The sequence below is a fragment of the Gorillibacterium sp. sgz306347 genome, from assembly GCF_059735245.1.
On record NZ_JCAPET010000019.1, the window covers coordinates 14000 to 40802 of the forward strand.

At 61.4% G+C, this 26803-nt stretch carries 26 protein-coding genes; 4 read left to right on the forward strand and 22 right to left on the reverse strand.

Translation table 11 applies throughout. The annotated features are described in order from the left end of the window. Positions 1-47 precede the first annotated feature (47 nt). A complete protein-coding gene (rpmB, locus tag AC6I6H_RS11790; RefSeq protein ID WP_497953985.1) occupies positions 48-236 on the forward strand; it encodes a 50S ribosomal protein L28 in 189 nt (62 codons plus the stop codon). A 184-nt stretch (positions 237-420) separates the two neighbouring features. Here the strand turns inward: rpmB and spoVM are convergent, their stop codons facing one another. The 12 genes from spoVM to coaBC form a co-directional block, all read right to left on the reverse strand. After that, on the reverse strand, positions 421-504 hold the full coding sequence (spoVM, locus tag AC6I6H_RS11795) for a stage V sporulation protein SpoVM (protein ID WP_497954084.1): 84 nt from the start codon (positions 502-504) through the stop codon (positions 421-423). 210 nt (positions 505-714) lie between these two features. Further along, positions 715-987: a hypothetical protein gene (locus AC6I6H_RS11800; RefSeq protein ID WP_497953986.1), complete on the reverse strand. Its 273-nt coding sequence runs from the start codon at positions 985-987 to the stop codon at positions 715-717. Continuing rightward, complete coding sequence (rpe, locus tag AC6I6H_RS11805; protein ID WP_497953987.1) at positions 980-1651, reverse strand: ribulose-phosphate 3-epimerase; 672 nt, start codon at positions 1649-1651, stop codon at positions 980-982. Before rpe ends, AC6I6H_RS11800 begins: the two co-directional genes overlap by 8 nt. A 1-nt stretch (position 1652) precedes the next feature. After that, on the reverse strand, positions 1653-2549 hold the full coding sequence (gene rsgA, locus AC6I6H_RS11810) for a ribosome small subunit-dependent GTPase A (RefSeq protein WP_497953988.1): 897 nt from the start codon (positions 2547-2549) through the stop codon (positions 1653-1655). 3 nt (positions 2550-2552) lie between these two features. Further along, on the reverse strand, positions 2553-4724 hold the full coding sequence (gene pknB, locus AC6I6H_RS11815) for a Stk1 family PASTA domain-containing Ser/Thr kinase (RefSeq protein ID WP_497953989.1): 2172 nt from the start codon (positions 4722-4724) through the stop codon (positions 2553-2555). 1 nt (position 4725) lies between these two features. Next, a complete protein-coding gene (locus AC6I6H_RS11820; protein ID WP_497953990.1) occupies positions 4726-5484 on the reverse strand; it encodes a Stp1/IreP family PP2C-type Ser/Thr phosphatase in 759 nt (252 codons plus the stop codon). Between the two features lie 5 nt (positions 5485-5489). After that, positions 5490-6545, reverse strand: a complete 1056-nt coding sequence (gene rlmN, locus AC6I6H_RS11825) for a dual-specificity RNA methyltransferase RlmN (RefSeq protein ID WP_497953991.1) — start codon at positions 6543-6545, stop codon at positions 5490-5492. A gap of 70 nt (positions 6546-6615) precedes the next feature. After that, complete coding sequence (gene rsmB / locus AC6I6H_RS11830) at positions 6616-8136, reverse strand: 16S rRNA (cytosine(967)-C(5))-methyltransferase RsmB (RefSeq protein ID WP_497953992.1); 1521 nt, start codon at positions 8134-8136, stop codon at positions 6616-6618. Continuing rightward, a complete protein-coding gene (fmt, locus tag AC6I6H_RS11835) occupies positions 8129-9079 on the reverse strand; it encodes a methionyl-tRNA formyltransferase (RefSeq protein ID WP_497953993.1) in 951 nt (316 codons plus the stop codon). Before fmt ends, rsmB begins: the two co-directional genes overlap by 8 nt. Then, the gene (gene def, locus AC6I6H_RS11840) at positions 9076-9573 is read right to left on the reverse strand and encodes a peptide deformylase (protein WP_497953994.1); all 498 of its coding nucleotides are present in this window, start codon (positions 9571-9573) and stop codon (positions 9076-9078) included. Before def ends, fmt begins: the two co-directional genes overlap by 4 nt. Before the next feature lie 58 nt (positions 9574-9631). Then, positions 9632-12178: a primosomal protein N' gene (gene priA, locus AC6I6H_RS11845; protein ID WP_497953995.1), complete on the reverse strand. Its 2547-nt coding sequence runs from the start codon at positions 12176-12178 to the stop codon at positions 9632-9634. Beyond that, positions 12178-13389, reverse strand: a complete 1212-nt coding sequence (coaBC, locus tag AC6I6H_RS11850; RefSeq protein ID WP_497953996.1) for a bifunctional phosphopantothenoylcysteine decarboxylase/phosphopantothenate--cysteine ligase CoaBC — start codon at positions 13387-13389, stop codon at positions 12178-12180. Before coaBC ends, priA begins: the two co-directional genes overlap by 1 nt. Before the next feature lie 289 nt (positions 13390-13678). On the opposite strand from coaBC, the gene AC6I6H_RS11855 reads away from it, so the two are divergent. After that, on the forward strand, positions 13679-13870 hold the full coding sequence (locus AC6I6H_RS11855) for a hypothetical protein (RefSeq protein ID WP_497953997.1): 192 nt from the start codon (positions 13679-13681) through the stop codon (positions 13868-13870). A gap of 25 nt (positions 13871-13895) precedes the next feature. Then, on the forward strand, positions 13896-14198 hold the full coding sequence (locus AC6I6H_RS11860) for a spore coat protein (protein ID WP_497953998.1): 303 nt from the start codon (positions 13896-13898) through the stop codon (positions 14196-14198). 137 nt (positions 14199-14335) lie between these two features. Here AC6I6H_RS11860 and rpoZ read toward each other — a convergent pair whose 3' ends face one another. The 7 genes from rpoZ to AC6I6H_RS11895 form a co-directional block, all read right to left on the reverse strand. Continuing rightward, positions 14336-14551: a DNA-directed RNA polymerase subunit omega gene (gene rpoZ, locus AC6I6H_RS11865; RefSeq protein ID WP_497953999.1), complete on the reverse strand. Its 216-nt coding sequence runs from the start codon at positions 14549-14551 to the stop codon at positions 14336-14338. A 2-nt stretch (positions 14552-14553) separates the two neighbouring features. After that, positions 14554-15189 (reverse strand): guanylate kinase, encoded by a 636-nt coding sequence (gene gmk / locus AC6I6H_RS11870; RefSeq protein WP_497954000.1) that lies wholly within the window; start codon positions 15187-15189, stop codon positions 14554-14556. Further along, positions 15182-15442 (reverse strand): extracellular matrix/biofilm regulator RemA, encoded by a 261-nt coding sequence (remA, locus tag AC6I6H_RS11875; RefSeq protein WP_040948586.1) that lies wholly within the window; start codon positions 15440-15442, stop codon positions 15182-15184. Before remA ends, gmk begins: the two co-directional genes overlap by 8 nt. 61 nt (positions 15443-15503) lie before the next feature. Then, positions 15504-16385, reverse strand: coding sequence for a YicC/YloC family endoribonuclease (locus tag AC6I6H_RS11880; RefSeq protein ID WP_497954001.1), 882 nt, complete (start codon positions 16383-16385; stop codon positions 15504-15506). 23 nt (positions 16386-16408) lie between these two features. Then, positions 16409-18295 (reverse strand): bifunctional homocysteine S-methyltransferase/methylenetetrahydrofolate reductase, encoded by a 1887-nt coding sequence (locus tag AC6I6H_RS11885; protein WP_497954002.1) that lies wholly within the window; start codon positions 18293-18295, stop codon positions 16409-16411. A gap of 17 nt (positions 18296-18312) precedes the next feature. Beyond that, positions 18313-19149: a diaminopimelate epimerase gene (dapF, locus tag AC6I6H_RS11890; RefSeq protein WP_497954005.1), complete on the reverse strand. Its 837-nt coding sequence runs from the start codon at positions 19147-19149 to the stop codon at positions 18313-18315. A gap of 193 nt (positions 19150-19342) precedes the next feature. Beyond that, positions 19343-22123, reverse strand: a complete 2781-nt coding sequence (locus AC6I6H_RS11895) for a calcium-translocating P-type ATPase, SERCA-type (RefSeq protein ID WP_497954006.1) — start codon at positions 22121-22123, stop codon at positions 19343-19345. Between the two features lie 393 nt (positions 22124-22516). Between AC6I6H_RS11895 and AC6I6H_RS11900 the strand changes: the two genes are divergently transcribed. Further along, positions 22517-24337: an Rqc2 family fibronectin-binding protein gene (locus AC6I6H_RS11900; RefSeq protein ID WP_497954009.1), complete on the forward strand. Its 1821-nt coding sequence runs from the start codon at positions 22517-22519 to the stop codon at positions 24335-24337. Positions 24338-24431: 94 nt separating this feature from the next. Here the strand turns inward: AC6I6H_RS11900 and AC6I6H_RS11905 are convergent, their stop codons facing one another. From AC6I6H_RS11905 to AC6I6H_RS11915, 3 genes are read right to left on the reverse strand one after another with little or no spacing between them, the layout of a single operon-like run. Further along, entirely contained in the window at positions 24432-25022 is a 591-nt protein-coding gene (locus AC6I6H_RS11905) for a GNAT family N-acetyltransferase (protein WP_497954010.1), read from the reverse strand. Between the two features lie 42 nt (positions 25023-25064). Further along, on the reverse strand, positions 25065-25922 hold the full coding sequence (gene galU, locus AC6I6H_RS11910) for a UTP--glucose-1-phosphate uridylyltransferase GalU (RefSeq protein WP_497954011.1): 858 nt from the start codon (positions 25920-25922) through the stop codon (positions 25065-25067). Beyond that, positions 25909-26781, reverse strand: a complete 873-nt coding sequence (locus tag AC6I6H_RS11915) for a PHP domain-containing protein (protein WP_497954012.1) — start codon at positions 26779-26781, stop codon at positions 25909-25911. Before AC6I6H_RS11915 ends, galU begins: the two co-directional genes overlap by 14 nt. Positions 26782-26803 lie beyond the last annotated feature (22 nt).

The window sequence follows — 26803 nt, forward strand, 5'->3', positions numbered from 1 at the left end:
TTAGAAAATGAACGGACTTCTCCGATAATCGTAAGGAGGTGTAGTGAATGTCCCGCAAATGTTATGTGACTGGCCGTGCGCCGAAATCGGGCAACAACGTTTCCCACGCCAACAATAAGACAAAGCGCACCTGGGGCGTTAATGTACAGAAAGTACGCATTCTCGTCGACGGTAAACCGAAGCGCGTTTATGTAAGCACCCGTGCCCTCAAAGCCGGCAAAGTAACCCGCGTGTAATCCACGCGGTGTTTTTTTGCCTGTTTTTTCCGGGCGCATCCGCCTTTCGATGCCGAAGACTCCGCCCGAAAATCAAGCAACCGCCGTTTGGCGGTCGAACGAAAAGCACCTGCTGGCCAGGTGCTTTTTTTGTTCCGGGCTTTCCCGGATCGCACAGTTTGGTTGTCCCCGTTCCCCTCCGCGTTCAGCTGTTTTTGCTGAAGGTATTCAACAAGGCTTTGACAAAGCCGCCCAAAAACTTGGGAAGTTTGATCGTGTAGAATTTCATCGTCAACCGCCTCCCGCTCCATTAGTGTCGTTTTTCCCGCCGTCGCCCAAGGCACCTTACACTATATGCAGGTCCCGAACGTTCCGATCATCAAAAAAAGGCCGCAGAAGCGGTCCTTCGCTCCTGCAACCCATTTTATGACCGGGCGTGCCGGGTTATTCCTGCGACTTTCCCGTACCGGACGGCGCCGGCGCCAGCGGACGGTTTGCATCAGACGTTTTGCGTGAAGTCGGGATTGATGTACCAGCCGTTCAGATAAGCGAGCGCCGTGTATACCGCGGCAAACAACAGAGTGAAAACCAGACTGAGCGCAAGATAACCGCTCCGAAATCCCCATCCGTCGTTACGCTTGAACAGCCGATACCCGATGTACAGCGCAAGCAGGGAGAAGGCGTATTTGAAAAAGTTCGGAATCTGCATGAAGATGCAGAGGCTGATCGCGGTCAGCAGACTGAAGCCGATCATTTCCAGCGCTTTACGCACGGGTTTCCCCTCCTTGCCGGATCAGGCGGATCGCTTCCGCACGGTCCGGTTCCCCGAACACCGCGTTGCCGGCCACCAGCACATCCGCACCCGCCTCAGCGACAAGCGCGGCGGTTTTGGCGTTGATCCCGCCGTCCACTTCAATGTGCACGCGCTGGAGTCCTTTTTCGTCCAGCAGCTTTCGCAGCTCGCGGATTTTCGGAATGACGCCCGGAATGAAGGACTGCCCGCCAAAGCCCGGGTTTACGGTCATGAGCAGAACCAGGTCGATGTCCTCCAGAATGTGGCGGATCCATTCGACGGGCGTCGCCGGGTTGAGCACAACGCCGGGCTTGGCTCCGTTGTCCCGGATCAAATGAAGCGTCCGGTGCAGGTGCAGGCACGCTTCCGCGTGAACCGTAATGTAATCGGCGCCCGCCGCCGCAAACGCGGGAATAAAAGCATCGGGATTGTCGAGCATCAGATGGACGTCGAACGGGAGCGCGGTAACCGGCCGCACGGCCTTGACCACGCCCGGCCCGAAGGTCAGATTCGGAACAAAATGGCCGTCCATGATGTCGATGTGAAACCAGTCCGCCCCGCCTTGTTCCGCCTCGCGGATTTCCTCCGCAAGCCGGGAAAAATCGGCAGACAGGATCGAGGGTGCGATTCGCAAGGGGTGCACGTCAATACCTCCGTTTTCTCTCCTGGATTTCCGTCAAGAACTGCAGATAATGCTCCCGTCTCCAGGGGGCGACGGAGCCTTCCTCCACTGCTCGGACCACGGCGCAGCCGGGTTCCTTGTGGTGGAGACACCCGCGGAACCGGCAGGCTTCCGCCGGTCCCCGGAAATCCCGGAAGCACCAGCCGAGGTCCTCCGCTTCCAGGCCTTCGAAATCAAGCTGGCTGAAGCCCGGCGTATCGGCCACCCAGCCGCCGCCTTCGAGCGGAATCAGCTCCACATGGCGGGTCGTGTGCTTGCCCCGCCCCAGCCGGCTGCTGATCTCGTTGGTCTCCAGCCGCAGGCCGGGCAGCATGGCGTTCAGCAAGGAGGATTTGCCTACCCCGGACTGGCCCGAAAAGACGCTCACGCGTCCGGCCAGCCGCTGGCGGACCTCCTCGATCCCGCGGCCGTATCTGGAGCTGGTTGAAAAAATTTCATAGCCCATGTCGCGGTAAGGCGCGATCCGGGAAGCCAGCTCGGCGCTGTCGGCGGCCAGGTCGGTTTTGGTCAGCACAATGACGGTGTCCAGCCCGGCCGATTCGATATGCACCAGGAATTTGTCCAGAAGCTGCGGATTAAAAGCCGGCTCCGCGACGGAAAAAACGAGGACGGCCAGCTCCGCGTTGGCGATGGGCGGCCGGATCAGCTCCGTGGTTCTCGGCCCGATCTCGTCCACCGTGCCCTCCCCGTTCTCCGTCAGGCTGTATACAACCCGGTCCCCGACGAGAGGGGAGATCTTGCGTTTTTTGAACACGCCCCGCGCCCTGCACTGCACCGGCTCCTCCGCATCCGGCGAGCATCCGTCGGGCAGAACGTAATAGTAGCCGCTCAGGGCTTTGATGATCAGGCCATTGGGCATGCGTCAGCCTCCCTGCCCTTCACCGGACGGAGCGTCCGGTCCGGATGGAGACGATTCGCCGTCGTCGTTTCCGTCCTCATCCCCGGAGCCGGGCGTCTCGGTCGTCCCCGTCGATGGCGGGGGGGCGGACTCGGTAGAAGCCGGGGTAGGCGTCGGAGTCGGCTTGGGCGTGTTGATCGTATTCAGGTACATGTCATAGGTAAAGGTGTAGGTTTTAAACAGCGAATTGTCCCGCAGCACTTCGACTTTGGCCGGACGATCCCTGGTGACCACCACCGGCACGTCGAACACCTTCTCGGCGTTGATGGAGACCGTGGCGACTACCCGGTTTTCCGACTGGACGTCCGACACTTTGATCAGTACGGTCGAAGCCGCTCCGCTTTTGGCCGGCGGCACCGGGCCTACCGTAAACGTCGCGTCCTTGGCGTCTTCCGGTCTACCGCCGGAAACGTACAGCGTAATGTCGGCCGCGCCTTCATTCACGTCTTCGCCGGGCGCGTAAGGATACTGCTCGTAAACCGTTCCTTCGGGCTGCTCGAAGCTTGGCCGCGTGATAATGTTGCTTTCCCGGATCGTCAGTCCGCGGGCCGTGAGCATCGATTTGGCGACATCCAGCTTCTTGCCGACCAGGTCGGGCATGGTAATCTGCTGTTTGCCCTGGCTCACTTTAAACGTGACGGTATCGGTTTTGTAATTCACGGCTTCTCCCGCAACCGGGGTTTGCTCCAGAATCGTGCCTGCCGGCTCGTCGGAGAAGTCCTCCTCCGTCAAAATCCGGTCCGCTTCCATGCCGAGCGCGGCAAGAGCTTCGACTGTCTCGTCGATCTGTTTGCCGGTGTAATCGGCAAGCGGCTGCTCTTCCGGTCCTGTGCTGACGTCAAGACGCACTTCCGCATCGGGCTTTACCTTCATCCCGAATTCGGGAGATTGCTTGATGACGTAATCGACCTGCACCTCGGGGTCCGGGATGTAATTGATAACCGGCTTCAGGTTTTGCTGCTCCAAAAGCACCTTGGCGGCCTCGATCTGCTTTCCGGTGACGTCCGGAACCGCCACATCTTCCGGCGAAGCGGTCATTTTCTTGACCTGGTTGGCGGCGATCAGAAGTCCGATCACCACGATCAGGAACACCGCTCCCCAGATGGCCGGCTTGACCCATCTTTTCTCTTTCTTGGCGGAAGCGCCGTCCGCCGCCGCGGACGGGGACGCCTTCTCCTGGGAACGGCGCGAGGCGTAGCCTTCCTGGCCGTAATTTTCCGGCCGGTAGCTCTCCGGCCGGATGGCCGGCACGACCCTGGTGCGCTCGTCGTCCTCTTCGTCGATGTCGGCGAAATGAACCTTTTCCTCATTTCTCCGTTCGGGCCGCAGACAGGTTTCCAGGTCCGCGAGCATTTCCCGGGCCGACCGGTACCGCTCCTCGGGATTTTTTCGCATTGCGCGCAAAATCACGTTCTCGACGCTTTGCGGGATGAGCGGATTGATCCGGCGCGGATCCTCCACGTTCTCCTGCAAATGCTTGAGCGCCACGCTGACCGGGCTTTCGCCGGAAAACGGAAGCTCGCTCGTCAGCATCTGGTACAAGACGATGCCAAGCGAGTAGATGTCCGACTTGGCGCCGGCCGCGGTCCCCTTTGCATGCTCGGGCGAGAAATAGTGCACCGAGCCGACCACCGAGCCGGTCTGGGTGATGCTGCTGGACGAGCCCGCCCGGGCGATCCCGAAATCCGTTACCTTGATGCGGCCGTTTCGCCCGATCAGGATGTTGTGCGGTTTAATGTCCCGGTGGATGATCTGGTTGCTGTGCGCATGGTCGAGGGCGTCGCAAATCTGGGCGGCGATGCCCACCGCTTCCTCTACCTGAAGGGGGGCCCGCTCCTTGATCAGATCGTTCAGCGTGCGCCCTTCCACGTACTCCATGACAATGTAATGCGTGTCCTCCCGCTGGCCGACATCATAGATGCTCACCACGTTCGGATGGGACAAGGCCGCCGCGGACTGCGCCTCTCTCCGGAAGCGCTGAATAAACTCCTCGTCGTGTACGAACTGGGAGCGCAGCACCTTGACGGCCACAATCCGGTTCAGCAGAATATCGCGTGCCTTGTAGACAAGCGCCATTCCTCCACCGCCGACCCGGTCCAGTATTTCATATCTTCCGGCAAGCGTCTGACCGATCATGTCATCCCCCCTTCCGCGTCGTATCCGACGGCGTATTTTCCAGCAGGACGACCGTAATGTTATCGTCTCCGCCTGCGGCCAGCGCTCCGGCTACCAGGCGGTCCGCCACTTCTTCGAGGTCCTGGTCGGGACGCACCAGGGCGCACAGCTTTTCTTCCGGCAAAAGGCCGCTCAAACCGTCGCTGCAAAGCAGCAGGATATCGCCCGGGCTCCAGTCCACCTGGGTGATGTCCGCCGCCACGCTTTCGTCCGTTCCGAGCGCCCGCGTCAGCACGTTGCGCCGGGGGTGGCTTTCCGCCTCCTGCTTCGTCAGCTGGCCGGACTTGACAAGCTCGTTCACAAGCGAGTGGTCTTCCGTCAGCTGAAGCACTTCTCCGCCGCGGCACAAATAAGCCCGGCTGTCGCCGATATGGGCGACATGCAGCCGCGTTTCGGTGGCCAGCACGACCACAACGGTCGTTCCCATCCCTTTGAACTGCTCCCGGCTTTCCGCCATTTCATAGATCGTCCGGTTCGCGTCGGATACCGCCTCCGAAATCATCCGTTCCCGCTCGGCTTCGGGGGTATCCTCCGCAAGCCGGAGCATGCGCTCCCGAATCATTTCAACGGCCAGCTGGCTTGCCGTGTCCCCCGCCTGGTGGCCGCCCATGCCGTCAGCCACAATCGCCAGGGCAAATCCGTGCAGATCGGGCACCACAAGTGCCCGGTCCTCGTTCACGGAGCGGACGTTTCCAATGTCCGTCCGGGTCGCTGTTCTCATCCCCATCACCTCTTCGCACTCGACTCCATATGCTTGGCGCGCAGTTGCCCGCACGCCGCCGCAATGTCACTTCCCTGCTCCCGCCGAATGGTCGCATTGATTTTGCTGCGCTCCAGCACCCGCTGGAAGGCGAAAATATCGTCGCGCTCCGTCCGGGTGTACTTCCGTTCGTGGACGTAGTTGACAGGAATCAGATTGACGTGAGACAGCGGAAAATGCTCCTTGAGAAGCGCAGCCAGCTCTTCGGCATGCTCTTTGCTGTCGTTGACGCCGCCCATCAGGGCGTATTCAAACGTGATGCGCCGGCCTGTCTTCTCCACGTAATATTTGCACGCTTCGATCACTTCGGCGAGCGAATACCGGCGGTTGACCGGCATCAGCTTGGAGCGCAGGGTTTCGTTCGGCGCGTGAATCGAAAGCGCCAGGTTGATCTGCGTGTCCTCGTCGGCAAAAGCCCGGATGCCCGGCACGATTCCGCTTGTGGACACCGTGATGTGCCGCTGGCCGATGTTGAGCCCTTTTTCGTGGATCATCACGCGCAGGAATTTCATCGTGGCGTCGTAATTTTCGAACGGCTCGCCGATGCCCATCACTACGATGCTGCTGACCCGTTCTCCCGTTGCGTCGAGCAGGCGCTGGGCTTCCGCCACCTGGGCGACAATCTCGCCAGGGGCCAGATCGCGCTTCAGGCCGCCGAGGGTCGAGGCGCAAAACGTGCAGCCGACCCGGCAGCCGACCTGTGTGGTGACACAAACGCTGTTGCCGTAGTCATGCTTCATGATGACCGTTTCAATGGCGTTTTTGTCCTGCAGCTCGAACAGCAGCTTGACAGTGCCGTCCTTCGCCTCCTGCCGGGCGATTTCCTTCAGGGCCACAAACCGGAACTGGTCCTCCAGCTTGTCCCGGAGCGATTTGGACAAATTGGTCATGTCCTCGAATCGGGTGACTCTTTTCACGTAAAGCCAGTCAAAAATTTGTCCCGCCCGGAAGGAAGGCTCCTTGTTGTCTTTCGCCCATTGCTGCCAGTCGTCATATGTCAAATCGTAAACGAAAGGTTTCACTTCATCCCTGCCTGTAATTCAGAATGGAACGGCTCCGCAGCCAAAAGGCGGCGGCGCTTCGTTCATCCCATTATTTTATCATAGGTGAGCCCGTTTTGACCAAACGGGCGATAAAAAAGCCGTCCGTGCCGTAATCGCTCGGCAGCAGCTGAACCATGCCGGCCGCCGCTTCCCGCCTCAGCGCTTCGAGCCGGTCCGGCGCGGGAACCGCCGGGGCGGCGCCTGCAGGAGCGTCCGGCGCGGGAACCGGCAAAGAGCCGGCGGCATCGGCCGCAGCTTTTGCCGGCCCTCCGGCGAAAAATCCGGGCGGAAACGGGGCGAGCGCGAACTGCGGATGCCGCTCCAGAAACCGCCGCACCTGAACCGCGTTTTCCTCCGGCTCCGTGGTGCAGGTGCTGTAGACGAGAATGCCGCCTGGCTTCAAAAGCCCGTGCACCGCTTCAAGCAGCTCTTGCTGAAGCCCGGCAATGGCGGTGATATCAGCCTCCTGCTTGGTCCATTTCAAATCCGGCTTGCGCCGGATCACGCCAAGTCCGGAGCAGGGAGCGTCCAGCAGAATCCGGTCGAAGCTTTCAAGCGCAAACGCCTTGCCGAGTTCCCTCGCGTCCGAGACAACCGTCCGGACGCAGCCGAGCCCGAGCCGGGCCGCCTGGCTTTCGATCAGCGCCTGCTTGTGTTCATGCACGTCGCATGAAATGACGCGGCCCCGGTCCTCCATCAGCTCCGCCATGTGGGCGGTTTTTCCGCCCGGTGCCGCGCAGCAGTCCAGCACCTCCATGCCGGGAGCCGGCGCCACGGCCGCCGCCACAAGCATGGAGCTTTCATCCTGAATGCTGAGCTCGCCCGCCTCGTACCATTCGCTTTGCGCCAGGTTGCCGCCGCCCTCCACGACAAGCCCCGGCTCGGCTAAAGCCGACCGGCGCGCACGCAGGCCCGCTTCCCGGAGGCGCTCCAGCAGTTGGTCCGGCGAAGCCTTGAGACTGTTGACGCGCACGCTTGCCGAAGGCGGCTCGTTGTTGGAGGCACAGATGCGGCCGGCCGTTTCGGCGCCGTACCGTTCGACGTAGCGCTTCACCAGCCATTCGGGATGCGAATGCGCCAGCGAAAGGCGGACGGTCTCCGGAAGGGCCGGTTCCGGGACAAGCTCGGCCTTCCGCCGCAGTACGTTGCGGAGAATGCCGTTTACCATGCCGGATATCCCCCGGTGTCCTCTGCGTTTGGCGATCTCGACCGCCTCGCTCACCGCGGCGTGCGGCGGAATCCGGTCCAAATAAGAAAGCTGGTAAAAGCTCAGCCTCAGCAAATTGCGCACCCAAGGCTCCAGCTTGTCCAGCCCTTTGGCCGCAAAACGGCCCAGATGGTAGTCGATCGTGTTCAGCCTTTGAATTGTCCCGTACACCAGCTCGGTAACCAGCCCCGCATCGGGGCGGGAAAGCTCCCGCTTTTGCAGGTATTGATTCAAAAGCAGATTGCTGTAGGACCGGTCCGTTTCAACGCGCGTCAGGATGTCCATCGCCGTTTCGCGCGCATTCGCCTTGGCGCCGGACCGATTCGGACGTCCTCCGCCGTTTCCTGTCCGCTTGTCACTCACCGAGCACCGCGCCTTTCCGGATTCCTCCGCCTCTGACAAACGCGGCGGCGTCCATTGTCGTTTTGCCGGCCGGCTGCACCTGGGTCAGCAGAACCGCTCCGTCCCCGGCGGCGACCAGAATCCCCTCCGGCCCCGCCTCCAGCACCTCGCCCGGCCGGCCTTCCCGGCTGGATGGGTCGCCCGCGGGCAGAAGGGCCGCGCGGATTTTAAACACCTCGCCCGACAGCAGCGTGAACGCGCCCGGCCACGGATTCAGGCCGCGGATCCGGTTGAACACCTCGCGGGCGGGACGCGTCCAGTCAATCCGTTCGTCCTCGCGTTTGAGCGTCGGCGCGTAAGTGGCAAGCGCATCGTCCTGCGGCTCGGGCGTCAATTCCCCCGCCAGCAGGGCCGGCAGGGTGCGGCGCAGCAGCTCGGCGCCTTCGATTGCGAGCTTGTCGAACAGCGTGCCGCTCGTATCCTCGTCCGTGACCGGCACGACGACCTTGGCCAGCATGTCGCCCGTGTCAAGCCCCTCCGCCATGTACATGATCGTGACGCCGGTTTCGCTTTCGCCTCCCATGACGGCATACTGGATCGGCGCGCCGCCCCGGTACTTCGGCAGCAAAGAGCCGTGCACGTTGATGCAGCCGTAAGCCGGGATGTCCAGCACCGCCTTGGGCAGAATCTGGCCGTAAGCGGCCGTCACGATGAGGTCGGGGGCAAGGGCCGCCACCTCCGCCACCGCTTCGGGCCGGCGCATCCGTTCCGGCTGCAGTACCGGCAGCCCGTGCTTCAGCGCTTCTTCTTTCACCGGCGAAGGCGTCAGAACGCGCTTGCGCCCTTTCGGCCGGTCCGGCTGGGTTACGACGCCGACAACAAGGTACCCTTCCTCCAGCAAAACACGCAAAGAAGGGACGGCGAAATCGGGCGTCCCCATAAACAATATGCGCGGCTTGTTCATTTCCTGCCGCCTTCCCCGTCTTTGCCGTCCCGCTCTTCCTCGCGGTATACCCGCTCGGCCACATCCGTGAATAGAACGCCGTTCAAATGGTCCACTTCGTGCTGGATGCAGCGGGCAAGCAGCTCTTCGCCTTCGATTTCGATTTCGTTGCCGTCCCGGTCGAGCCCGCGCACCCGCACCTTCATCGCCCGGCGCACATCGCCCATCAGCGCCGGAATGCTCAGGCAGCCTTCCGGACCGAGCTGCTCGCCTTCCTTATGAACGATGACCGGATTCACGAGCTGGATCAGCCCGTGCTCGTCTCCGACGTCCATCACGATCACACGCTTGGAAATGCCGATTTGCGGAGCCGCCAAGCCGACGCCCGGAGCGTCGTACATCGTGTCCGCCATGTCGTCCAGCAGCTTCTGGATGTTGCGGGTTACTTTCGCAACCGGTTTGGCGACCTCGCGCAGCACCGGATCGGGGTCTTTGACAATAATTCTGATGGCCATGCAGCAGCACCTTCCAATTCTTGTAGTAAAAGCAGCCGGGCTTCGCCGCCCGGAGAACTTACATCATCATCTGCGGATCGACGTCGACGCTGATCTGCAGGTTTTGTTTGGCCGCGAGGTCGTCAAAAGCGGAAACCGCCTTGTTCACGACCTCGGTTACGTCGGCGCTTCCCCGATATTTTATCATGCAGCGGAACCGATATCTATCCTTGATGCGGGGGATCGGGGACGCGACGGGGCCGAGCACCTCCATGCGGCCGAGCGGAGGCAGGCTTCCGGGGCCTTCCGCGCCCGCGAAGAGGTCTCCGGCCTCCGGCGTCATGCCGTCATGGTAAAGACCGGCTTGCCGCGCCGCTTCCTTGAGCCGGGAAGCCAATCCCTCGGCCGCGCGGACCAGCAGCGGAAGCTCGGGATGCGACAGGGTCAGCAGAATAAGGCCGCATTCCGGCGGATACCCGCAGTCCCGCCGCACCTCCAGCTCCTGCCGGACAAAGCCCTCGTAGTCGTGCTCCGAGGAACGCTGGACGCTGTAATGCTCGGGGTTATAGGTCTGGACGTAAACCTCGCCCGGCAGCTGGTGCCGGCCGGCGCGGCCGGCTACCTGCGTAAGCAGCTGAAAGGTGCGCTCCGCCGCCCGGAAGTCGGGCAGGCCCAGCACCGTGTCGGCGGCGATGACGCCGACCAGGGTGACGTCGGGAAAGTCCAGGCCTTTGGCGACCATCTGCGTTCCAAGCAGCACGTCGGCCTGCTTGTTGCGGAACATGGTCAGCCATTTTTCGTGCGAGCCCTTCTCGCTTGTGGTATCCACGTCCATGCGAATGACCCGAATGCCCGGAAACAGGCGGGCCAGCTCCTCTTCCACCTTCTGCGTGCCCGTTCCGAAAAAGCGGATGTGCGCGCTGCCGCATTCCGGGCATTCCGAAGGCGAGCGCTCCGCGTGGCCGCAGTAATGGCAGCGCACGAGCCGCGAGCTTTGGTGGTACGTCAGCGAAATGTCGCAGTGCGGACACTGCAGGGTGTGCCCGCAGGTCCGGCACATGACGAAGGTGGAGTAGCCGCGGCGGTTCAGCAGCAGCACCGATTGCTCGCCGCGCTCCAGCCGCTGCTCCAGCGCCCGGTAAAGCGGACGGCTGAACATGGAGCGGTTGCCCTCCTGCAGCTCCGCCCGCATGTCTACAATATGCACGGGAGGGAGCGGACGGTTCTCGACCCGCTGCTTCATCGTCAGCAGCTGGAACGGAGTCTCGCCCGGAGCCGGCGGGTGAACCGCGCGGTGGAAGCTTTCCAGCGAAGGCGTTGCCGACCCCAGCACCACCGCCGCTCCGTGGCGGCGCGCCCTTTCGACGGCCACCTCGCGGGCGTGGTATTTCGGGCTTTCTTCCTGCTTGTACGAGGTTTCATGCTCTTCGTCTATGATAATCAGCCCGAGCCGGGTAAACGGCGCAAATACCGCCGAACGGGCCCCGATCACCACCCGGACCTGCTTCATGCTGATTTTGCGCCACTCGTCGTAGCGCTCTCCGGTGGACAGTCGGCTGTGCAGCACGGCGACCTCGTCTCCGAAGCGGCCTTTGAACCGTTCGACCATTTGGGGGGTCAGCGAAATTTCCGGCACGAGCACGATCGCCTCCCGGCCGAGATCGAGGCACTGCTGAATCGCCTGCAAATAAACCTCGGTCTTGCCGCTGCCCGTCACCCCGTGCAGAAGAAACACCCGGTGATCGGAACGCACCACCGATTGGCGGATCGGCTGGAACACGCTGGCCTGCTCGGGCGTGAGCGGCAGCGGACGGGTCCGCGTGAAGCTTCTTCCGGCATAAGGATCGCGAAGCAGCTCGACCTCGCGAAGCTCGATCCAGCCCTTGTCGGCGAGCCCCTTCACGGTTCCCGCCCCGACGTTCAGGCGGACCATCAGGTCGGTCAGCTTGACGGGCTCGGGATGCTCCGCCAGAAAGAGAAGCACTTCCTTTTGCCGGACCGCGTTCGCGGGCAGCTCCGCCGTTTTTGCGGCCAGCGCTTCCGGGTCGGACGGCGGAAACACCGTCAGCGCCGTCTTTTTGGCCAGCCGGTTGCGGATGGCTTGCGTTTCGAGCAGCGCGCCGGTGCGAATCTGCTCCTTGATCCACATGCTTTCCTCCGGGAACCGCGCGAGCAGGGCGTCAAGCGGCACTCCGCCTTTCTCCCGGATATAGCGGACGACCTCTTCTTGGCCGGTGATCCGGATGCGCCACGGGCCGGCTTCTTCTTTGTCGCTCACCGTAATGTACCGTTCGTATTTGGCCTTGAGCGCTCCCGGAATCATCGCCTGAAGCGCGGCAAGCTCGTGGCAGATGTACTTCCGGCTCATCCAGCGGGCAAGCTCAACGAGCTCCGGGGTAAGCGGCGGGTACATGTCCATCACGTGATCGACCGCCTTCAGCTTCTTCGGGTCCACGTCTGTTTGGTCCGCAAGCTGGATCACAAAGCCCAGCACCGTCCGTCCCCCAAACGGCACGCCGACCCGGCTGCCGACCTCGATCCAGGGAGCAAGCGCTTCGGGCACGGCATAATCAAACGGCCGGTTGGTTTGACGGGCGGAAACGTCGACGACAACTTTGGCGTACATCAGGCTTCACCCGGCCCGCCCAGCCGTTCGGCGACGAGCCGGAGCAGCCTTTCCGCCGCTTCGCGCTTGCCGATCAGTGGCATTTCCTCCACCAGTCCGTCCCTGCCGTATACCGTCAGCGCGTTACGGTCCGTGCCGAAGCCCGCATCGCTACGGGAAACGTCATTGAGCGCGATCAGGTCACAGTTCTTGCGCCGCAATTTTTCAACCGCGTTGTGCTCAAGGTTTTCCGTTTCGGCGGCAAAGCCGACCAGAAACGGCCGCGCGTCCCGATGCCCGAGCTCCTCCAGAATATCCGGGTTTTTGATCAGCGTAACCTGAAGCTCGTCTCCCGCCTTCTTGATTTTCTCCGCGTAAACCTGACCCGGACGGTAATCGGCGACCGCCGCCGCCTTGACCACCACATCACAGGCATCCGCCCGTTCCATTACGGCGGCATGCATGTCCAGCGCCGATTCGACACGAACCGTCTCGACGCCTTCCGGCAGCGGCTCGGAAACTCTGGCGGCAACCAGAGTGACCGCCGCCCCCATGTCCCGGGCCGCCGCCGCAACGGCAAAACCCATTTTTCCCGAGGAATCGTTCGTAAAATAGCGCACCGGGTCAAGGCGTTCCACGGTTCCGCCGGCCGTGACCAGCACCCGTTTCCCCGCCAGGGGACGTTCCTGCTGCCGTTCGAAGAACGTGGCCACCGTGCGCAAAATGTCTTCCGGCTCCGCCATTCTTCCTTTCCCGACATACCCGCAGGCGAGCGGGCCGACGCCCGGCTCCAGGAAGATGACCCCGCGCTTCCGCAAAATCTCCATGTTCGCCTGTGTCGCCGGATGCTCGTACATGTGGACGTTCATGGCCGGAGCAACCAGAATCGGCGCGGTGGCCGCCAGCAGGACGGTGCTCAGCATGTCGTCCGCAATGCCGTGCGCCATCTTGGCGAGGATGTTCGCCGTTGCGGGCGCCACCAGCACGGCATCGGCATTGTCCGCCGAGTCGATGTGGGCGATCACGCCCGGTTCGGCCTGCTGGAACGTTTCCACCCGAACCGCGCGGTGCGATAGCGCCTGGAACGTGGCCGGCCCGACCAGCTTGGTGGCGGATTCGGTCATGACCACATGCACGTCCGCCCCGGCCTGGGTCAGCTTGCTGCACAAGGCGGCCGCTTTATACGCGGCGATGCCGCCGCTTACGCCCAGCAGGATTGATTTTCCGTTCATCTCGATCACTCCTCTTTATAAAAACATCAACCCGAAAAGGTTGATCCGTTTGTCGTATGCTCCGCTTCGCCCGCGCCCGGGCCGGTTCTCCCCGCTGTCCCGGCATCCGGTGGCTGAAGTCATTCCTATCAAGTATAAACGCCGCGCTTTTTTCCGACAACCGCGCCGTTCCTTTCATTATAAACGAACACGTGTTCGACGAACAAGCGGAATAGATCCGGTTTGTCCGTTTCCGTACATAATTGAATTCCCGGCGGCTCAAAATACCACCGAACAGGAGGTGATCGCGATGTCCCATCAAAAATTGGGCGTTCATGAAACGCTGGATTTGCATGAATTGCTTACCTTCAAGACCGTATGCCTGACCAAAAGCCAAACGATGCTTCCGCTCGTTCAGTGCCAGGAGCTGAAGGGTCTTTTGCAAAACGACGTAAACAGCGGGGTTCAAGACATCCAACAGCTGCGGAGCCTGCTTGTCTAAAAATCCATTTCAAGAGGAGGCAACCATGAACACGCTAGTCGAAAATTTGACCGGTATGAGCGCCTTGACCGACCAGGTGATCGCAACCGATTTGCTGAACGCCGCCAAAACCGGCATTAAAAACTATGCCACCGCCATTACCGAATCCGCTACCCCCGAGGTCCGGAACACGCTTGTCGGCCAGCTGGACAAGGCGATCAAAATGCACGAGCAAATTTTCTCTTACATGCAGCGCAAAGGGCTGTACAACGCCTTCGACGTCGCCAAACAAATCCAGATGGATGTGCAAAATGCCGACATCGCCCTGAACCTGGCCCAGCGCCAGTAGGCTTCCGCCCTATGAGGGCGAGGCGGACCGCCTGCTCTTTCGTCATCCCCCCAAACGAAAAACCCTCTTCCGGAAAAGAGGGTTTTTCGTTCATGCCGGCGGCACGGACAAGTCCGTGCCTTATTTCGGTATCGGAATTATTTTACCGTATCTTTGCTCGGCAGCTTTTCATAACGGATGTTGTCGTGGTAAAGCTCCTCGAGCGCCACACCGACCATTTTGTGAGCTTTCGGATTGGCGATCTCCGGCTCCGCTCCTTCACGCAGCATGCGGGCTCTTCTGGCCGCCGCCACCACGAGGGAGTATTTGCTGTCGACCTTGTCGAGCAATTTGTCTATCGAAGGATATAACATGTTTAGCGCACCCCTTCCAACCATCTTGTAATCGCGGGCATAACCCGCTCCCGCTTGTAGTGCTCCGCCGCCAGTATGGATTGTATGCGGCCGCAGGCCAGATCGACCCGGTCATTTACAATCGCGTAATCGTAATAGCGGACCATGGCGAGCTCATCCCTGGCGGCCGACATGCGGTTTTGAATCGCGTCCTCGCTGTCCGTGCCGCGTCCGACGATCCGGTGCTCCAGCTCGTCGAGCGAAGGCGGAAGCAGGAAAATGAATACGCCTTCCGGGAATTTCTGCTTCACCTTGAGCGCGCCCTGCACATCGATCTCCAGAATGATGTCCTTGCCCTGCTCCAAGGTTTGCAGCACAAAGTCCTTGGGGGTCCCGTAGTAGTTTCCGACGTATTCGGCCCACTCCAGCAGCTCGTCTTTTTCGATCATCGACAAAAACTGCTCTTTGCTCTTATAGAAATAATTGACGCCTTCCTGTTCGCCCTGCCGGGGGGTTCTCGTCGTGGCCGAAACGGAGTATACCAGGTCGCTCGTGCATTGGCGCAACGCGGAACAAACCGTGCCTTTGCCAACGCCGGAAGGGCCGGAAAGAACGATCAGAATGCCGCGCTCTTTGGATTGGGTCAGTTCGCTACTCATCGTTGTCATCGTCCTTGTTCGACAAGCGGTGCGCCACCGTCTCCGGCTGAACGGCGGACAGGATGACATGATCGCTGTCGGTGATGATGACCGCTCGCGTCCGGCGGCCGTAAGTGGCGTCGATGAGCATATGGCGGTCTCTCGCTTCCTGGATAATCCGTTTGATCGGAGCCGATTCCGGACTCACGATGGAAATGATGCGGTTTGCGGAAACGATGTTGCCGAAACCGATGTTAATGAGTTTGATGGCCATGTAGTTCCTCCCATGCAGGTTTGCCGCCGGCCGGATGGCCGGCTGACGCAGGCGGCGTCGGTTATTCGATATTTTGCACTTGCTCGCGGATTTTCTCCAGCTCCGCTTTCATTTCCACCACAATGCCGGCCATGCGGGCATGATTCGCCTTCGAGCCGACTGTATTCACTTCCCGGTTCATTTCCTGAATGAGAAAATCGAGCTTGCGGCCCGCCGGCTCGTCACCGTCCAGCAGAAGCAGGAACTGGGCAAAATGGCTTTCCAGCCGGGTCAGCTCCTCATCCACGTTGACGCGCTCGGCATATAAGGCGGCTTCCGTCAAAAGCCGCTGCTCCTCCACCTGGACCCCGTCCAGCACTTCCCGAATCCGCTGCTTCAGCTTCTCCAGGTATTCGGCGGAAGCCCCAGGGGCGAGAACGCGCAGCTGCTCGTGAAACTCCTTCAAAACGTTCAGGCGTTCGGCCAGGTCCGCCCGCAGATGCTGGCCCTCCGCTTCGCGCATGCCCATGAGCGCCTTCAGCCCGTCCCGGAAACAAAGCGTGATTTCCCGTTCCATCTCGTCTCCGGCCGGAGACGAGGGCTCCGCGAATTGCAGCACGCCCGGAACGGCGATCAGCTCCCGCACTCCCACGTCTTCCTTTAAACCGTAGCGGCCGGCAAGCTCCCGCGCGGCGGCCAGATAACGGTCGGCCGCAGCCCAATCCACCCGGATTCCCTGGGCCTCGCCGGCTTCCCGTTCGACCGTGACGACGGCTTCGGTCCGTCCTCTTTTGACATGACGGCGCGCTTCCTGCTTCAAGGATTCCTCCAGCGCCGCGTATTCGCGGGGAAGCCGGAGCGAGATTTCGCCGTACCGGTGGTTGATCGTCTTGATCTCCACCTGGACCGAAAAGCCTTCTCCGTGCCGCTGCGCCTGTCCGAATCCCGTCATACTGCGTATCATTCCATCACATCCGATACCCTATTTTAATGCATTTTCCGGGTGTCGACAAGGACATTCGGCCGCCCCGCCTTCTCCCGTACGTACCGGGTCAATTCCGCGGTCATCCCGGCAAAAAGCATCGGCGTCATCAGATAGATGCCGTTAAAACGGCCGACGGCGGCGTCAAGCAGCTCCTTGGCGATTTCCACGCCGACGCGCCGCCCTTCTTCGCCGGAAAGCCCCGCCATTCGTTTGCGCACATCCTCCGGGATGCGGATTCCGGGGACTTCGTTGTGCAGAAATTCGGCGTTGCGCCCGCTCATAAGCGGCATGATCCCGAGAAATACCGGCGTGTCGAGATGCCTCACGGCTTCATACAGCTTTTCTATTTTTTCGGCGTCGTATACCGGCTGGGTCATAAAATACTGGGCGCCGGCGGCAATCTTCTTCTCCATCCGCTGGACGGCTTTTTCCAGATACTTGACGTTCGGATCCAGCGCGGCCCCGATGACGAAGTTGGCCTTTTGCTTCAGCGGCTTGCCCGAAAAAGCGATGCCCTCGTTCAGCTGGCGGGCCATCCGGATCAGATCGAGCGAGTTCATGTCGAACACGGAGCTCGCGTCGGGCAGATCCCCGAACCGGGCCGGATCGCCCGTTACCGCCAGGATATGGTTCAGGCCGATGGCGTTCATCCCCATCAGATGAGACTGCGTCGCGATGGCGTTGCGGTCCCGGCAGGCAATGTGCAATAGCGGCCGGACGCCGAACTTTTCCCGGACAAGATGGCCCATCGGCAAATTGCTGATGCGCGTCATGGCAAGCGAGTTGTCCGCCATCGTGACCGCGTCCACGCCCGCCTCCTTCAGTGTGGCGGCGGCCGCCAGAAAACGGTCGATCGCCAGGTCCCGCGGCGAATCCAGCTCTACGATCACCGTGTGGCGTTCCCGCACGAGATCGAGAAGCGACGGCTCCGCAGGCGCGGGAGGCTCGGCAGGCGGAGCTTCCGCCGCTGCCGGCGCTTGCCGGACCACCGGCGGCTCCGCTGCGGGCCGCGCGGGTGCTTCCGCCAGCTCGCGCAGGGTGGCCGCCACCGCCGCGATATGCTCCGGCGTCGTGCCGCAGCACCCGCCGACGATCCGGGCGCCAAGCTCGACAAAACGGACCGTTTTGGCGCTGAAATAGTCGGGCTCCGCCCGGTAGGTCAGCCGCTCTTCATCATAGCCGGGCAAGCCGGCATTGGGAAAGATCGACAGCGGCAGAGCCGGGCGAGCCCCCAGCTTCTCCATGGACCGGAGAATGCCGTCCGGCCCGCTGTGGCAGTTGAAGCCGACGGCGTCCGCTCCTTCTTCAGCCAGCACGCGGAACGCTTCCGCAAACGGCACGCCGTCCGCCGTCATGCCGCCGCCGTCCGTGGCGAACTGGCAAATCAGCGGCACGTCGCCCAGCTGCCGGACGATCCGGGCCGCCACCAGCATTTCCGAAAGTTCGTAGAACGTCTCAAGCAGAATCCCATCCGCACCCGCTTCAAGAAGAGCCGTTATCTGCTCGGTCAAGGCCAGCTTCACGGCGGCATCGCCGATCCGCCGGCGCCGCAGTCCGCGCATGGAGCCGACGGCCCCCGCGACATAGGCGTCCGGCCCGACGGCTTCCCGGGCGAGCCGGACGCCGGCCCGGTTGATCGCAGCCGTTTCGTCCTCCAGCCCGTATTTCGCCAGCTTGTCCCGGTTCGCGGAAAAGGTATTGGTTTCAATCAAGCGGGCCCCCGCCTCGTAATACTTCCGGTGGACGCCGCGGATAACATCGGGTTTGGTCAAATTAAACTCTTCATAAGAAATGCCGATCGGGAAGCCGGTCTGGTACAGGTAGGTTCCCATGGCGCCGTCGCCGGCCAGGGTACCGGTCCGCAAGGCTTCCCTCAGTTCGGGTTTCATCAGGCGTTCCTCCTCGTTCATTCGCCGACCGTGCCGCGAAAAACGGTTTCCGCCGGTCCGGTCATATACACATGGCCGTCTTCCTCGTTCCATTCGATCAGCAAATCTCCGCCGGCAAGCGAGACCACCGCCTTGCGGCCGGAAAGCCCGTTCAGCGAGGCGGCCACCAGGGTCGCGCAGGCACCGGTGCCGCAAGCCAGCGTGGCGCCTGCTCCGCGCTCCCAAACCCGCATGACCAGATGCTCGGGCGAACGGACGGAAACAAACTCAACGTTGGTCCGGTTGGGGAACAACGGATGATTTTCGATGCCGGGCCCCCATTCGGCCAGGTTGACGCTTTCCGCGTCGTCGACAAAAATAACGCAGTGCGGGTTGCCCATGGACACGGCGGTAAAGGAATACTTCCGCCCGCCGGCCGCAAGCGGCTGCCCGATCACGCGGTCTCCTTCCAGAAGCGTCGGGATCTCCCGGGCTGCGAGCACCGGGGCGCCCATGTCCACCTTTACCGTACGGGCTTTCCCGTTCTCCGCCTCGATTTCGAGCGGCTGAACGCCCGCGCCGATCGTTTCCACCGTAAGCGAAGTCCGGGGAGCCAGACCGGAATCGTATATATACTTGGCCGCGCAGCGGACCGCGTTGCCGCATTGCTCCGGTTCGGAGCCGTCGGAATTGACGATGCGCATCTTGATATCGGCCCGTTCGGACGGAAGCAGGAACACAAGCCCGTCCGCTCCGATGCCGAAGTTCCGGTCGCACCACTTGACGGCCAGTTCGGAAGCGTTCGCCGGCATTTCCGTCAAGCCCGCAAGAACGATAAAATCGTTTCCGAGTCCCTGCATCTTGGTAAATTCCACGCGCGAAAGCCCCCAGTTTGAAAAAAGAAATCAAGCGCCCCGTCCGGCGGGGCCTTGTCGTTTAGGACTATCATAACGGAAAACGGACGGAATGCAAGAAAATTCGCATTCCGTCCGCTTGCTGCGGGGCCTTGCTTGCTTATTCGCCGCCGTCCTTCGCGTATCGCCGCCAGAACTGCCAAAAGAGGATTCGTTATCCCCTGCGGCTGCCGGAAAGACCGACCCGCGCCGGCTTCCGGCCGGAGCCGGACAGGACGCTGCCCGCCCCCATAAAGCAGGAAGGGATCGCTGCGGCGACAAGCACGAGAAGCCAATCCATCGCCTCCAGCGGAACGGTTTTGAACACCGGCTGCAGCGAAGGAACATACATCACGCAGAGCAGCAGAGCGACCGAGGAAAGCACGGCCGCGGCCAGGTATTTGTTCTGAAGCGGATTCCGGTGAAAAATCGAGCGCGAGCTGCGGCAGTCGAACACATGGATGAGCTGCGCCATGACCAGCGTGGCAAATGCGACGGACTGCGCCTTCAGCAGCCCCGCTCCACTGTCCGGGTCGCCCTGAAGCGTAAGCCAGAAGGCGGCGAGCGTGCAAAGGCCGATCAGCGTACCCCGGCTGATGATTTTCCAGCCCAGCCGCCGGGCAAAAATGTTTTCCCGGGCCGGACGCGGCTTGTGCTTCATCAGATCCTTCTCCGCCTGATCGACGCCGAGGGCCATGGCGGGCAGCCCGTCGGTCACCAGATTCACCCACAGGATCTGGATCGGAACAAGCGGCAGCGGCAGCCCCAGCATCATGGCGAAGAACATGGTCAGAATTTCTCCGACGTTGGAGGCCAGAAGGTAGCGGATAAATTTGCGGATGTTTTCGTAAATGCCCCGTCCTTCCTCGATCGCCGCGACAATGGTGGCAAAATTGTCGTCGGCGAGCACAAGCGAGGACGCTTCCTTGGCGACGTCCGTGCCGCTCCCGCCCATGGCGATGCCGATATCGGCCGCCTTGATCGCCGGCGCGTCGTTCACCCCGTCGCCCGTCATGGCGACGGTATGCCCCTTGCGCTGCAGGGAGCGCACAATCCGCAGTTTATGCTCGGGAGACACCCGGGCATAAACGTAGATGTCGTTCACCTTCGCGTCAAGCTGCTCGTCGGTCATCCGCTCAAGCTCCACTCCGTTTACCGCACAACCGTTGGCCGGCAGCATCCCGAGCTGCCTGGCAATGGCCTCCGCCGTGGCTTGATGATCGCCCGTAATCATCACGGTTTTGATACCCGCCTGGCGGCACTGGGCAATCGCGCCCGCAACCTCCTTGCGCGGCGGATCGATCATCCCGGCAAGACCGACGTAGACGAGCCCCCGCTCCGCGGCATCCGCTTCCTCGCACCGTTCCGAACTCTTGACTTCCCGGTACGCCAGAGCCAGCACCCGGAGCGCCGCCTTCGCCATGCCTTCGTTCGCCTGCGTCACCATTTGCCGCAGCGTGCCCGTAAACGGAATCACTTTGTTGTCCCATAAAATGTACGAACACTGCTCCATAAGCACGTCGGGGGCTCCTTTGGCAAAGAGGACCCGGCCGCCCTGATGCTCAAGCAGCACCGACATCCGTTTCCGTTCGGAATCAAACGGAAATTCCTTCACGCGGACGTATAACCCTTCCTGCGAAGCGGACGTCACGCCCGCCTTTGCCGCGAGAACGGCCAGCGCCCCTTCGGTCGGATCTCCATTCAGCACCCACTGGGCGGCCGGAGCGCCGCCCAGCTTTTCCTTCCGCCCGGACGGCTCCGCCGTTTCCTCCCGGATCGAAGCGTTGTTGCAGAGCGCGGCGATCTGCATCAGCCGCCGCAGGGATTGGTCCTTGCGCAGGTCGGCCGGCCGGCCGTTTTCGCAGACTTCTCCGACCGGAGCGTAGCCTTCACCCGTTACCTCAAGCTGGCGGCCGCCCGTCCACAGATGCGTGACGGTCATTTTGTTCTGCGTCAGCGTTCCGGTTTTGTCGGAGCAGATCACCGAAGCGCAGCCCAGCGTTTCTACGGACGGCAGCTTGCGGACGATCGCTTTGCGTTTGATCATTCTTTGCACGCCGAGCGCAAGCGCGACCGTCACAATGGCGGGCAGCCCTTCCGGAATGGCGGCGACGGCCAAGCTGACCCCGGCCAGGAACATCGTGTACGCCTGCTGTCCGTGCAGAATGCCGGCCGCGACAACCGCCACGGTCAGGCCGATCGAAAGCAGAATCAGGATTTTGCCCAGCTGCTCCAGCCGGTGCTGGAGCGGGGTCTGCATTTCCTCCGTCCCTTGGATCAGCCCGGCGATTTTGCCCATTTCCGTCTCCATTCCGGTGCGGACAACGAGTCCGCGGCCTGTTCCCCGCGTTACCATCGTGCCCATGAAGCCAAGGTTTCGCTGGTCGCCGGGCGGCAGCTCGGTCCGGTTCAGCGGGTCTGCATGCTTGGAAACGGGCACCGACTCGCCCGTGAGCGCCGATTCTTCGGCGTACAGCCCATTCGCTTCCAGAAACCGGATATCAGCCGGAATGCGGTCCCCGCTCTCCAGCAGCACCACGTCGCCCGGCACCAGCTCCCGCGCGCTCACCGCATGGACCTCTCCGCCCCGCAGCACCTTGGCCGCCGGCGCGGACAGCTCCCGCAGCGCGCGCAGGGAACGCTCGGCCTTGAATTCCTGGACGAAGCCGAGCACGCCGTTCAGCACAATGATGGCGATGATTGTTATCGCGTCCAGGTATTCGCCCAGCAGACCGGACACCAGCGTCGCTCCCATTAATACAAGAACCATGAAATCCTTGAATTGGTTTAAAAACAGCACGAACGGCGAAATGCCCTTTCCCTCCGCCAGCTCGTTCGGGCCCTTTTCAGCCGAGCGCCGGTTCGCTTCCTCCCAGCCCAGCCCTTGGGCGGGATCGCTTGCAAGCTCTCTTGTCGCTTCGTCCGCCGTCATCTGGTACCATGCCTTCGGATTCATTTTATACCTTCCCCTCCCGACCGTATTGCCGCCTGTCCGGCCGCTGTCCCACAGGACCGGCACCGCTCGTCCGCGCCGGTTGAATTCCCCCGGGCGGATGACGCATAAGGCCGTTGCCGGCCCGGCATTCGTCCCCCTTCCGCGGCGTCTCGCCGGCTGCCGGCGGGACAGACTATACGCTCAATTTATTCAGACAAGCGGTAAAATATCCCACCGGCGCGGGACAACTTTGGCCGTTCGCCGGAAGCCGGAAAATTCCGCTTGCAACCGTTCGCGGACATGAAATTTCGGGCCGGATATGGCATGATAGAGAGGATTGCAACGAAGCGACCGGAAAGCTCCGATTACGTTCACTTGGCGGCCCGCTTTCCGGAAAGGAAATGGAGTGTAACCATGGCATTAGACGGACTTGTCGTGCGGGCGATCGTCCACCAGCTCGCCGCCTTCACCGGCGCGCGGGTGGGGAAAATATATCAGCCCGCCGATAGCGATATTGTTTTGCAGCTCCGTTCCTCCGGGAACCCGAAGCTGCTGTTGTCGGCCAACCTGACGTTCCCCCGCGTCCATTTGACCGAGAAAACCGGGGTGAACCCTACGGAGCCCCCGATGTTCTGCATGCTGCTCCGCAAGCACTGCGAAGGCGGGATTATCGAATTTGTCGAGCAGACGGATTCGGAGCGGATCATCCGGATCGGCATCCGGCAGCGCGACGAGCTGGGAGACATCAACCTGAAGGTGCTGGTGGTGGAGATTATGGGCCGCCACAGCAACATCATCCTGGTTGACCCGCGCACGGGCACCGTGATGGACGGCATTCACCACGTAACGCCGGCGGTGAGCGCTTACCGGATCGTCCTGCCCGGCACCGCTTACGTCGCTCCCCCGGAGCAGGGGAAGCTGAATCCGCTCGAAGCCGGGCGGGCGGAATTCACGGACAAGGTACTGACGGACGGAACCGGCACAAACAGCGCCGGGAGCGGCGCTTCCGAAGGTACGGTGCCGCTGCCGGCTCCCGGCGGGCCGGCGGCGGATGCTTCCGCTCTGGCCGGCCGGATTGTGGCCGGTTTCAGCGGCATCAGTCCGCTTGTGGCCCGGGAAATCGTCCATCGGGCGCTTGTCCGCGCGGAAACCGGGGAATTGCCGCTGGATGAAGCATTGTGGAGCTCTTTCGACAGCGTGATGGAGGATATGCGTTTGCACCTCTATCATCCGGCCATCAAACGGGAGGCGCGCACCGGCAAGCTGTTCTTTTCGGTTATTCCGCTTACCCATGTAAACGGCGAAGAAGAACTTTTTTCTTCCATTAGTGCCTGCCTGGAACGTTTTTACGGAGAAAAGGCGGAACGCGATACCGTCAAGCAGCGGACGTCGGACCTCCAGCGGCTTTTGACCAACGAGAAAAACAAGAACCTCAAAAAGCTGGAAAAGCTGCAGGAAACGCTGGAGGACGCAAGGGACGCGGACCGCTACCGTATCCTCGGCGAGCTGCTGACCTCTTCCCTTCATCAAATCAAGAAAGGCGACAAGGAAATTGAGGTCGTCAATTACTACGACGAGGAGCAAAAGCCGGTCCGCATCGAGCTGGACCCGCAGCTGAGCCCCTCGGAAAACAGCCAGCGCTATTTCCGCCGGTACACGAAAGCGAAAAACAGCCAGATTGCCGTCGAAAAGCAAATGGCCGCCGCCCGCGAGGAAATCGTCTATCTCGACTCCCTTCTCCAGCAGCTGTCGCTGGCCGAGCTCGGGGACGTGGAAGAAATCCGGGATGAGCTGGTGGAGCAGGGGTATCTGCGCGACCGCCGCAAAAAGCAAGGGAAGAAAAAGAAAAAAGACCGGCCCGCCCTCTCCGGTTATTTGTCCTCCGAAGGCGTTCCGATCTATGTGGGCAAAAACAACCTGCAAAACGAATACCTGACCAACCGGCTCGCCCAGCCGAACGACACCTGGCTCCACACCAAGGACATCCCCGGCTCCCACGTGGTCATCCGGAGCGCGTCCTTCGGTGAGGATACCCTGCTTGAAGCGGCTCAGCTCGCCGCGTATTTCAGCCAGGCCCGCGATTCCAGCTCCGTGCCGGTCGATTACACCCTGATCCGGCACGTTCGCAAACCGAACGGCGCGAAGCCCGGGTTTGTCATTTACGACCGGCAAAAAACGCTGTTCGCCACCCCGGACGCCACCCTCGTCAAATCGCTGAAAAGCACGCCGTCCTGACCGGACCGGCGTGCTTTTTTTAATGAATTCAGCGCGTATGAATCGGCTTTCCCGCATTCCGCGGCGGCTAGCCGGCCCAGGGCCGGGTTCACGCTCAAAATTCCGCTCCCCGCACTTTTGCGAAAACCATCGTGTCTCTCGGTTCGCCGTCCGTGCCCGCGCTGTCTTTCCGCAGGACGCCCTCCAGTGTAAATCCGAGCCGTTCGGCAACGCGCGCACTCCTTTGATTTCGCCGGTCGCAGCGGATCTCAATCCGGTTCGCCTTCAGCTCCGTTACCGCAAATCCGGCGATCGTCTCGACCGCCTCGGTCATCAGACCTCGTCCGGCAAACGGGGTACGAATCCAGTACCCGATCTCGAACGCCCGCGCCTCCCAGTTGATGTTATGGAATCCGCTGCAGCCAACAAACTCGCCTGTCTCCTTCAGGAACAGATGCAGCCGCATATCCGTCCGGGCGAGAAAATCCTGCCGCGCCTGGCGCACGTTGATTTCCGATTCCTCCGGCGACGGAATTTCCTTTGCCCAAGGCATCCAAAGACGCAGCTCTCCGATGCTTTCCCGGACCGCCGCGTTAAGCTTGTCACCGTCCCCGTATAAGGGGGCACGGATGATAAGGCGTCGGCTTTCAAGGCTCTCCGGAAAGTCCAGCAAAATAGGATGGGACGGCGCTTTTGGGAGCTCCATATCCATTCCCCCTATTTGAAAAATAAGTGCAGCATAAGCGGGTTACAGCTGTTTGGCCAATTCTTTTATGTAGTCCCGGACCTGCGGTCCCAGGTCGTCCCGCGAAAGCGCAAATTCAATGGTGGCTTCAATGTAGCCCATTTTGTCGCCTACGTCGAAGCGGCGGCCTTCCTGCTTGTAGGTCACCATGTTTTTGCCGCGGTTCAGCACGCGCAGAGCGTCCGTAAGCTGAATTTCTCCGCCGCGGCCCGGCGGAAGCTCTTCCAGGATATCAAAAATTTCCGGCTCAATGATGTAGCGTCCGATAACCGCCAGATTGGACGGCGCAGAACCAAGCTCCGGCTTTTCCACCAAATCCTCGATCCGGTTGCCGACGCCCGGCGAGACGATGCCGTACTTGTTCGTTTCGTCCCATGGCACCTCCTGGACGGCAATGACGGAGGTTTCCTCCTGCTCGTAAAGATCGATCATGCGCTTGAGGCAGGGCGGGTCCTGTTGAATGATATCGTCGCCAAGCAGAAGGGCAAACGGCTCGTTTCCGATAAACTTGCGCGCGGTGCAAACGGCGTGTCCGAGGCCCAGCGGTTCTTTTTGCCGGACGTAAAAAACATCGACCATCTTGGATACGGTTTGTACGATATTCAGCAGCTCATGGGAATTTTTTTTCTCCAGCATCTGCTCCAGTTCGGCCGATTTGTCGAAGTGGTCCTCGATGGCGCGTTTGTTTCGGCCCGTTACGATAATGATGTCCTCGATCCCCGATGCAATCGCTTCCTCCACGATGTACTGAATGGCGGGCTTGTCCACGATGGGGAGCATTTCCTTCGGCTGCGCCTTGGTCGCCGGCAAAAACCGTGTCCCGAGGCCGGCGGCAGGAATAATCGCTTTACGGATTTTCATGTTCTCTTCCTCGTTTCTTCAGGATAAGTTGATCCAATACTTCGAGGGAAACCCGCCGGTTCCCGACCGGGCCGTGAAAGGTTTCCCCCTGACGGGAGCCGTGAAAGTCCGAGCCTGCCGTCGCGGCGAGTCCCTTTTCTTCGGCCAGAAGCCGGTATCTGTCTTCCTCCTCGGGCGAATGGTCGGAGTGACGGGTTTCAATCCCGTCCAGCCCCGACGCGGTCAAATGGCGAACCAGCGCGTCATCGCCGTACAGCCCGGGATGGGCGAGAACGGCGCAGCCGCCGGCTTCGTGAATCCAGGCAATCGCTTCCTCCGGCCGGATGCGCGGAGGATTGACGTAAGCCGCACCGCCTTTGCCCAAGTACCGGTCGAACGCCTCCCGCTCCGTCGCCGAATACCCGTGCTTCACCAGCCATTTGGCGAAATGCGGCCGGCCGACCGTTTCGCCTGGCTTCAGCGGGCCGCGAAGCGCGAAAACCGCGTCCAGCGTAATGGGAATCTCCAGCTCGTTCAGCCGGGCGACAAGCATATCGTTGCGCCGGTCGCGCACCGAACGCAGCTCGCGCAGCCGGTTTTGAAACGTTTCGTCGGCAAGGTTCATATAATAGCCCAACACGTGAATGTCCTGCCCGCCCGCAACCGTACTGATTTCTACGCCGGGCACCACTGTGATGCCAAGCCGGGCGCCGGCCTCCGCCGCCTCCGCGATTCCGGCGGTCGTGTCGTGATCCGTAATGGCCACCGCCGCCAAACCGGCTTCCTTGGCCATCCGCACCACCTCTTCCGGTGCATGAAGCCCGTCCGAAGCCGTTGTATGGGTGTGCAAATCCGCCTGCGGCGTCGTTTGCCGGTTCACTGTCACCCCTCCTTCTTTGTTC

Bases quoted from the DNA above. Each gene is read 5' to 3' on its own strand.
- AC6I6H_RS11895 (WP_497954006.1), bottom strand. From the start codon at position 22,123: ATGAATCCGAAGGCATGGTACCAGATGACGGCGGACGAAGCGACAAGA.
- galU (WP_497954011.1), bottom strand. From the start codon at position 25,922: ATGAAAATCCGTAAAGCGATTATTCCTGCCGCCGGCCTCGGGACACGG.
- AC6I6H_RS11885 (WP_497954002.1), bottom strand. From the start codon at position 18,295: ATGAAACCCGAACTGAGGGAAGCCTTGCGGACCGGTACCCTGGCCGGC.
- rpmB (WP_497953985.1), top strand. From the start codon at position 48: ATGTCCCGCAAATGTTATGTGACTGGCCGTGCGCCGAAATCGGGCAAC.
- rpoZ (WP_497953999.1), bottom strand. From the start codon at position 14,551: ATGTTATATCCTTCGATAGACAAATTGCTCGACAAGGTCGACAGCAAA.
- pknB (WP_497953989.1), bottom strand. From the start codon at position 4,724: ATGATCGGTCAGACGCTTGCCGGAAGATATGAAATACTGGACCGGGTC.
- fmt (WP_497953993.1), bottom strand. From the start codon at position 9,079: ATGAACAAGCCGCGCATATTGTTTATGGGGACGCCCGATTTCGCCGTC.
- AC6I6H_RS11855 (WP_497953997.1), top strand. From the start codon at position 13,679: ATGTCCCATCAAAAATTGGGCGTTCATGAAACGCTGGATTTGCATGAA.
- AC6I6H_RS11820 (WP_497953990.1), bottom strand. From the start codon at position 5,484: ATGAGAACAGCGACCCGGACGGACATTGGAAACGTCCGCTCCGTGAAC.
- remA (WP_040948586.1), bottom strand. From the start codon at position 15,442: ATGGCCATCAAACTCATTAACATCGGTTTCGGCAACATCGTTTCCGCA.
- coaBC (WP_497953996.1), bottom strand. From the start codon at position 13,389: ATGAACGGAAAATCAATCCTGCTGGGCGTAAGCGGCGGCATCGCCGCG.
- AC6I6H_RS11860 (WP_497953998.1), top strand. From the start codon at position 13,896: ATGAACACGCTAGTCGAAAATTTGACCGGTATGAGCGCCTTGACCGAC.
- AC6I6H_RS11900 (WP_497954009.1), top strand. From the start codon at position 22,517: ATGGCATTAGACGGACTTGTCGTGCGGGCGATCGTCCACCAGCTCGCC.
- AC6I6H_RS11905 (WP_497954010.1), bottom strand. From the start codon at position 25,022: ATGGAGCTCCCAAAAGCGCCGTCCCATCCTATTTTGCTGGACTTTCCG.
- AC6I6H_RS11880 (WP_497954001.1), bottom strand. From the start codon at position 16,385: ATGATACGCAGTATGACGGGATTCGGACAGGCGCAGCGGCACGGAGAA.
- rsgA (WP_497953988.1), bottom strand. From the start codon at position 2,549: ATGCCCAATGGCCTGATCATCAAAGCCCTGAGCGGCTACTATTACGTT.
- def (WP_497953994.1), bottom strand. From the start codon at position 9,573: ATGGCCATCAGAATTATTGTCAAAGACCCCGATCCGGTGCTGCGCGAG.
- gmk (WP_497954000.1), bottom strand. From the start codon at position 15,189: ATGAGTAGCGAACTGACCCAATCCAAAGAGCGCGGCATTCTGATCGTT.
- spoVM (WP_497954084.1), bottom strand. From the start codon at position 504: ATGAAATTCTACACGATCAAACTTCCCAAGTTTTTGGGCGGCTTTGTC.
- priA (WP_497953995.1), bottom strand. From the start codon at position 12,178: ATGTACGCCAAAGTTGTCGTCGACGTTTCCGCCCGTCAAACCAACCGG.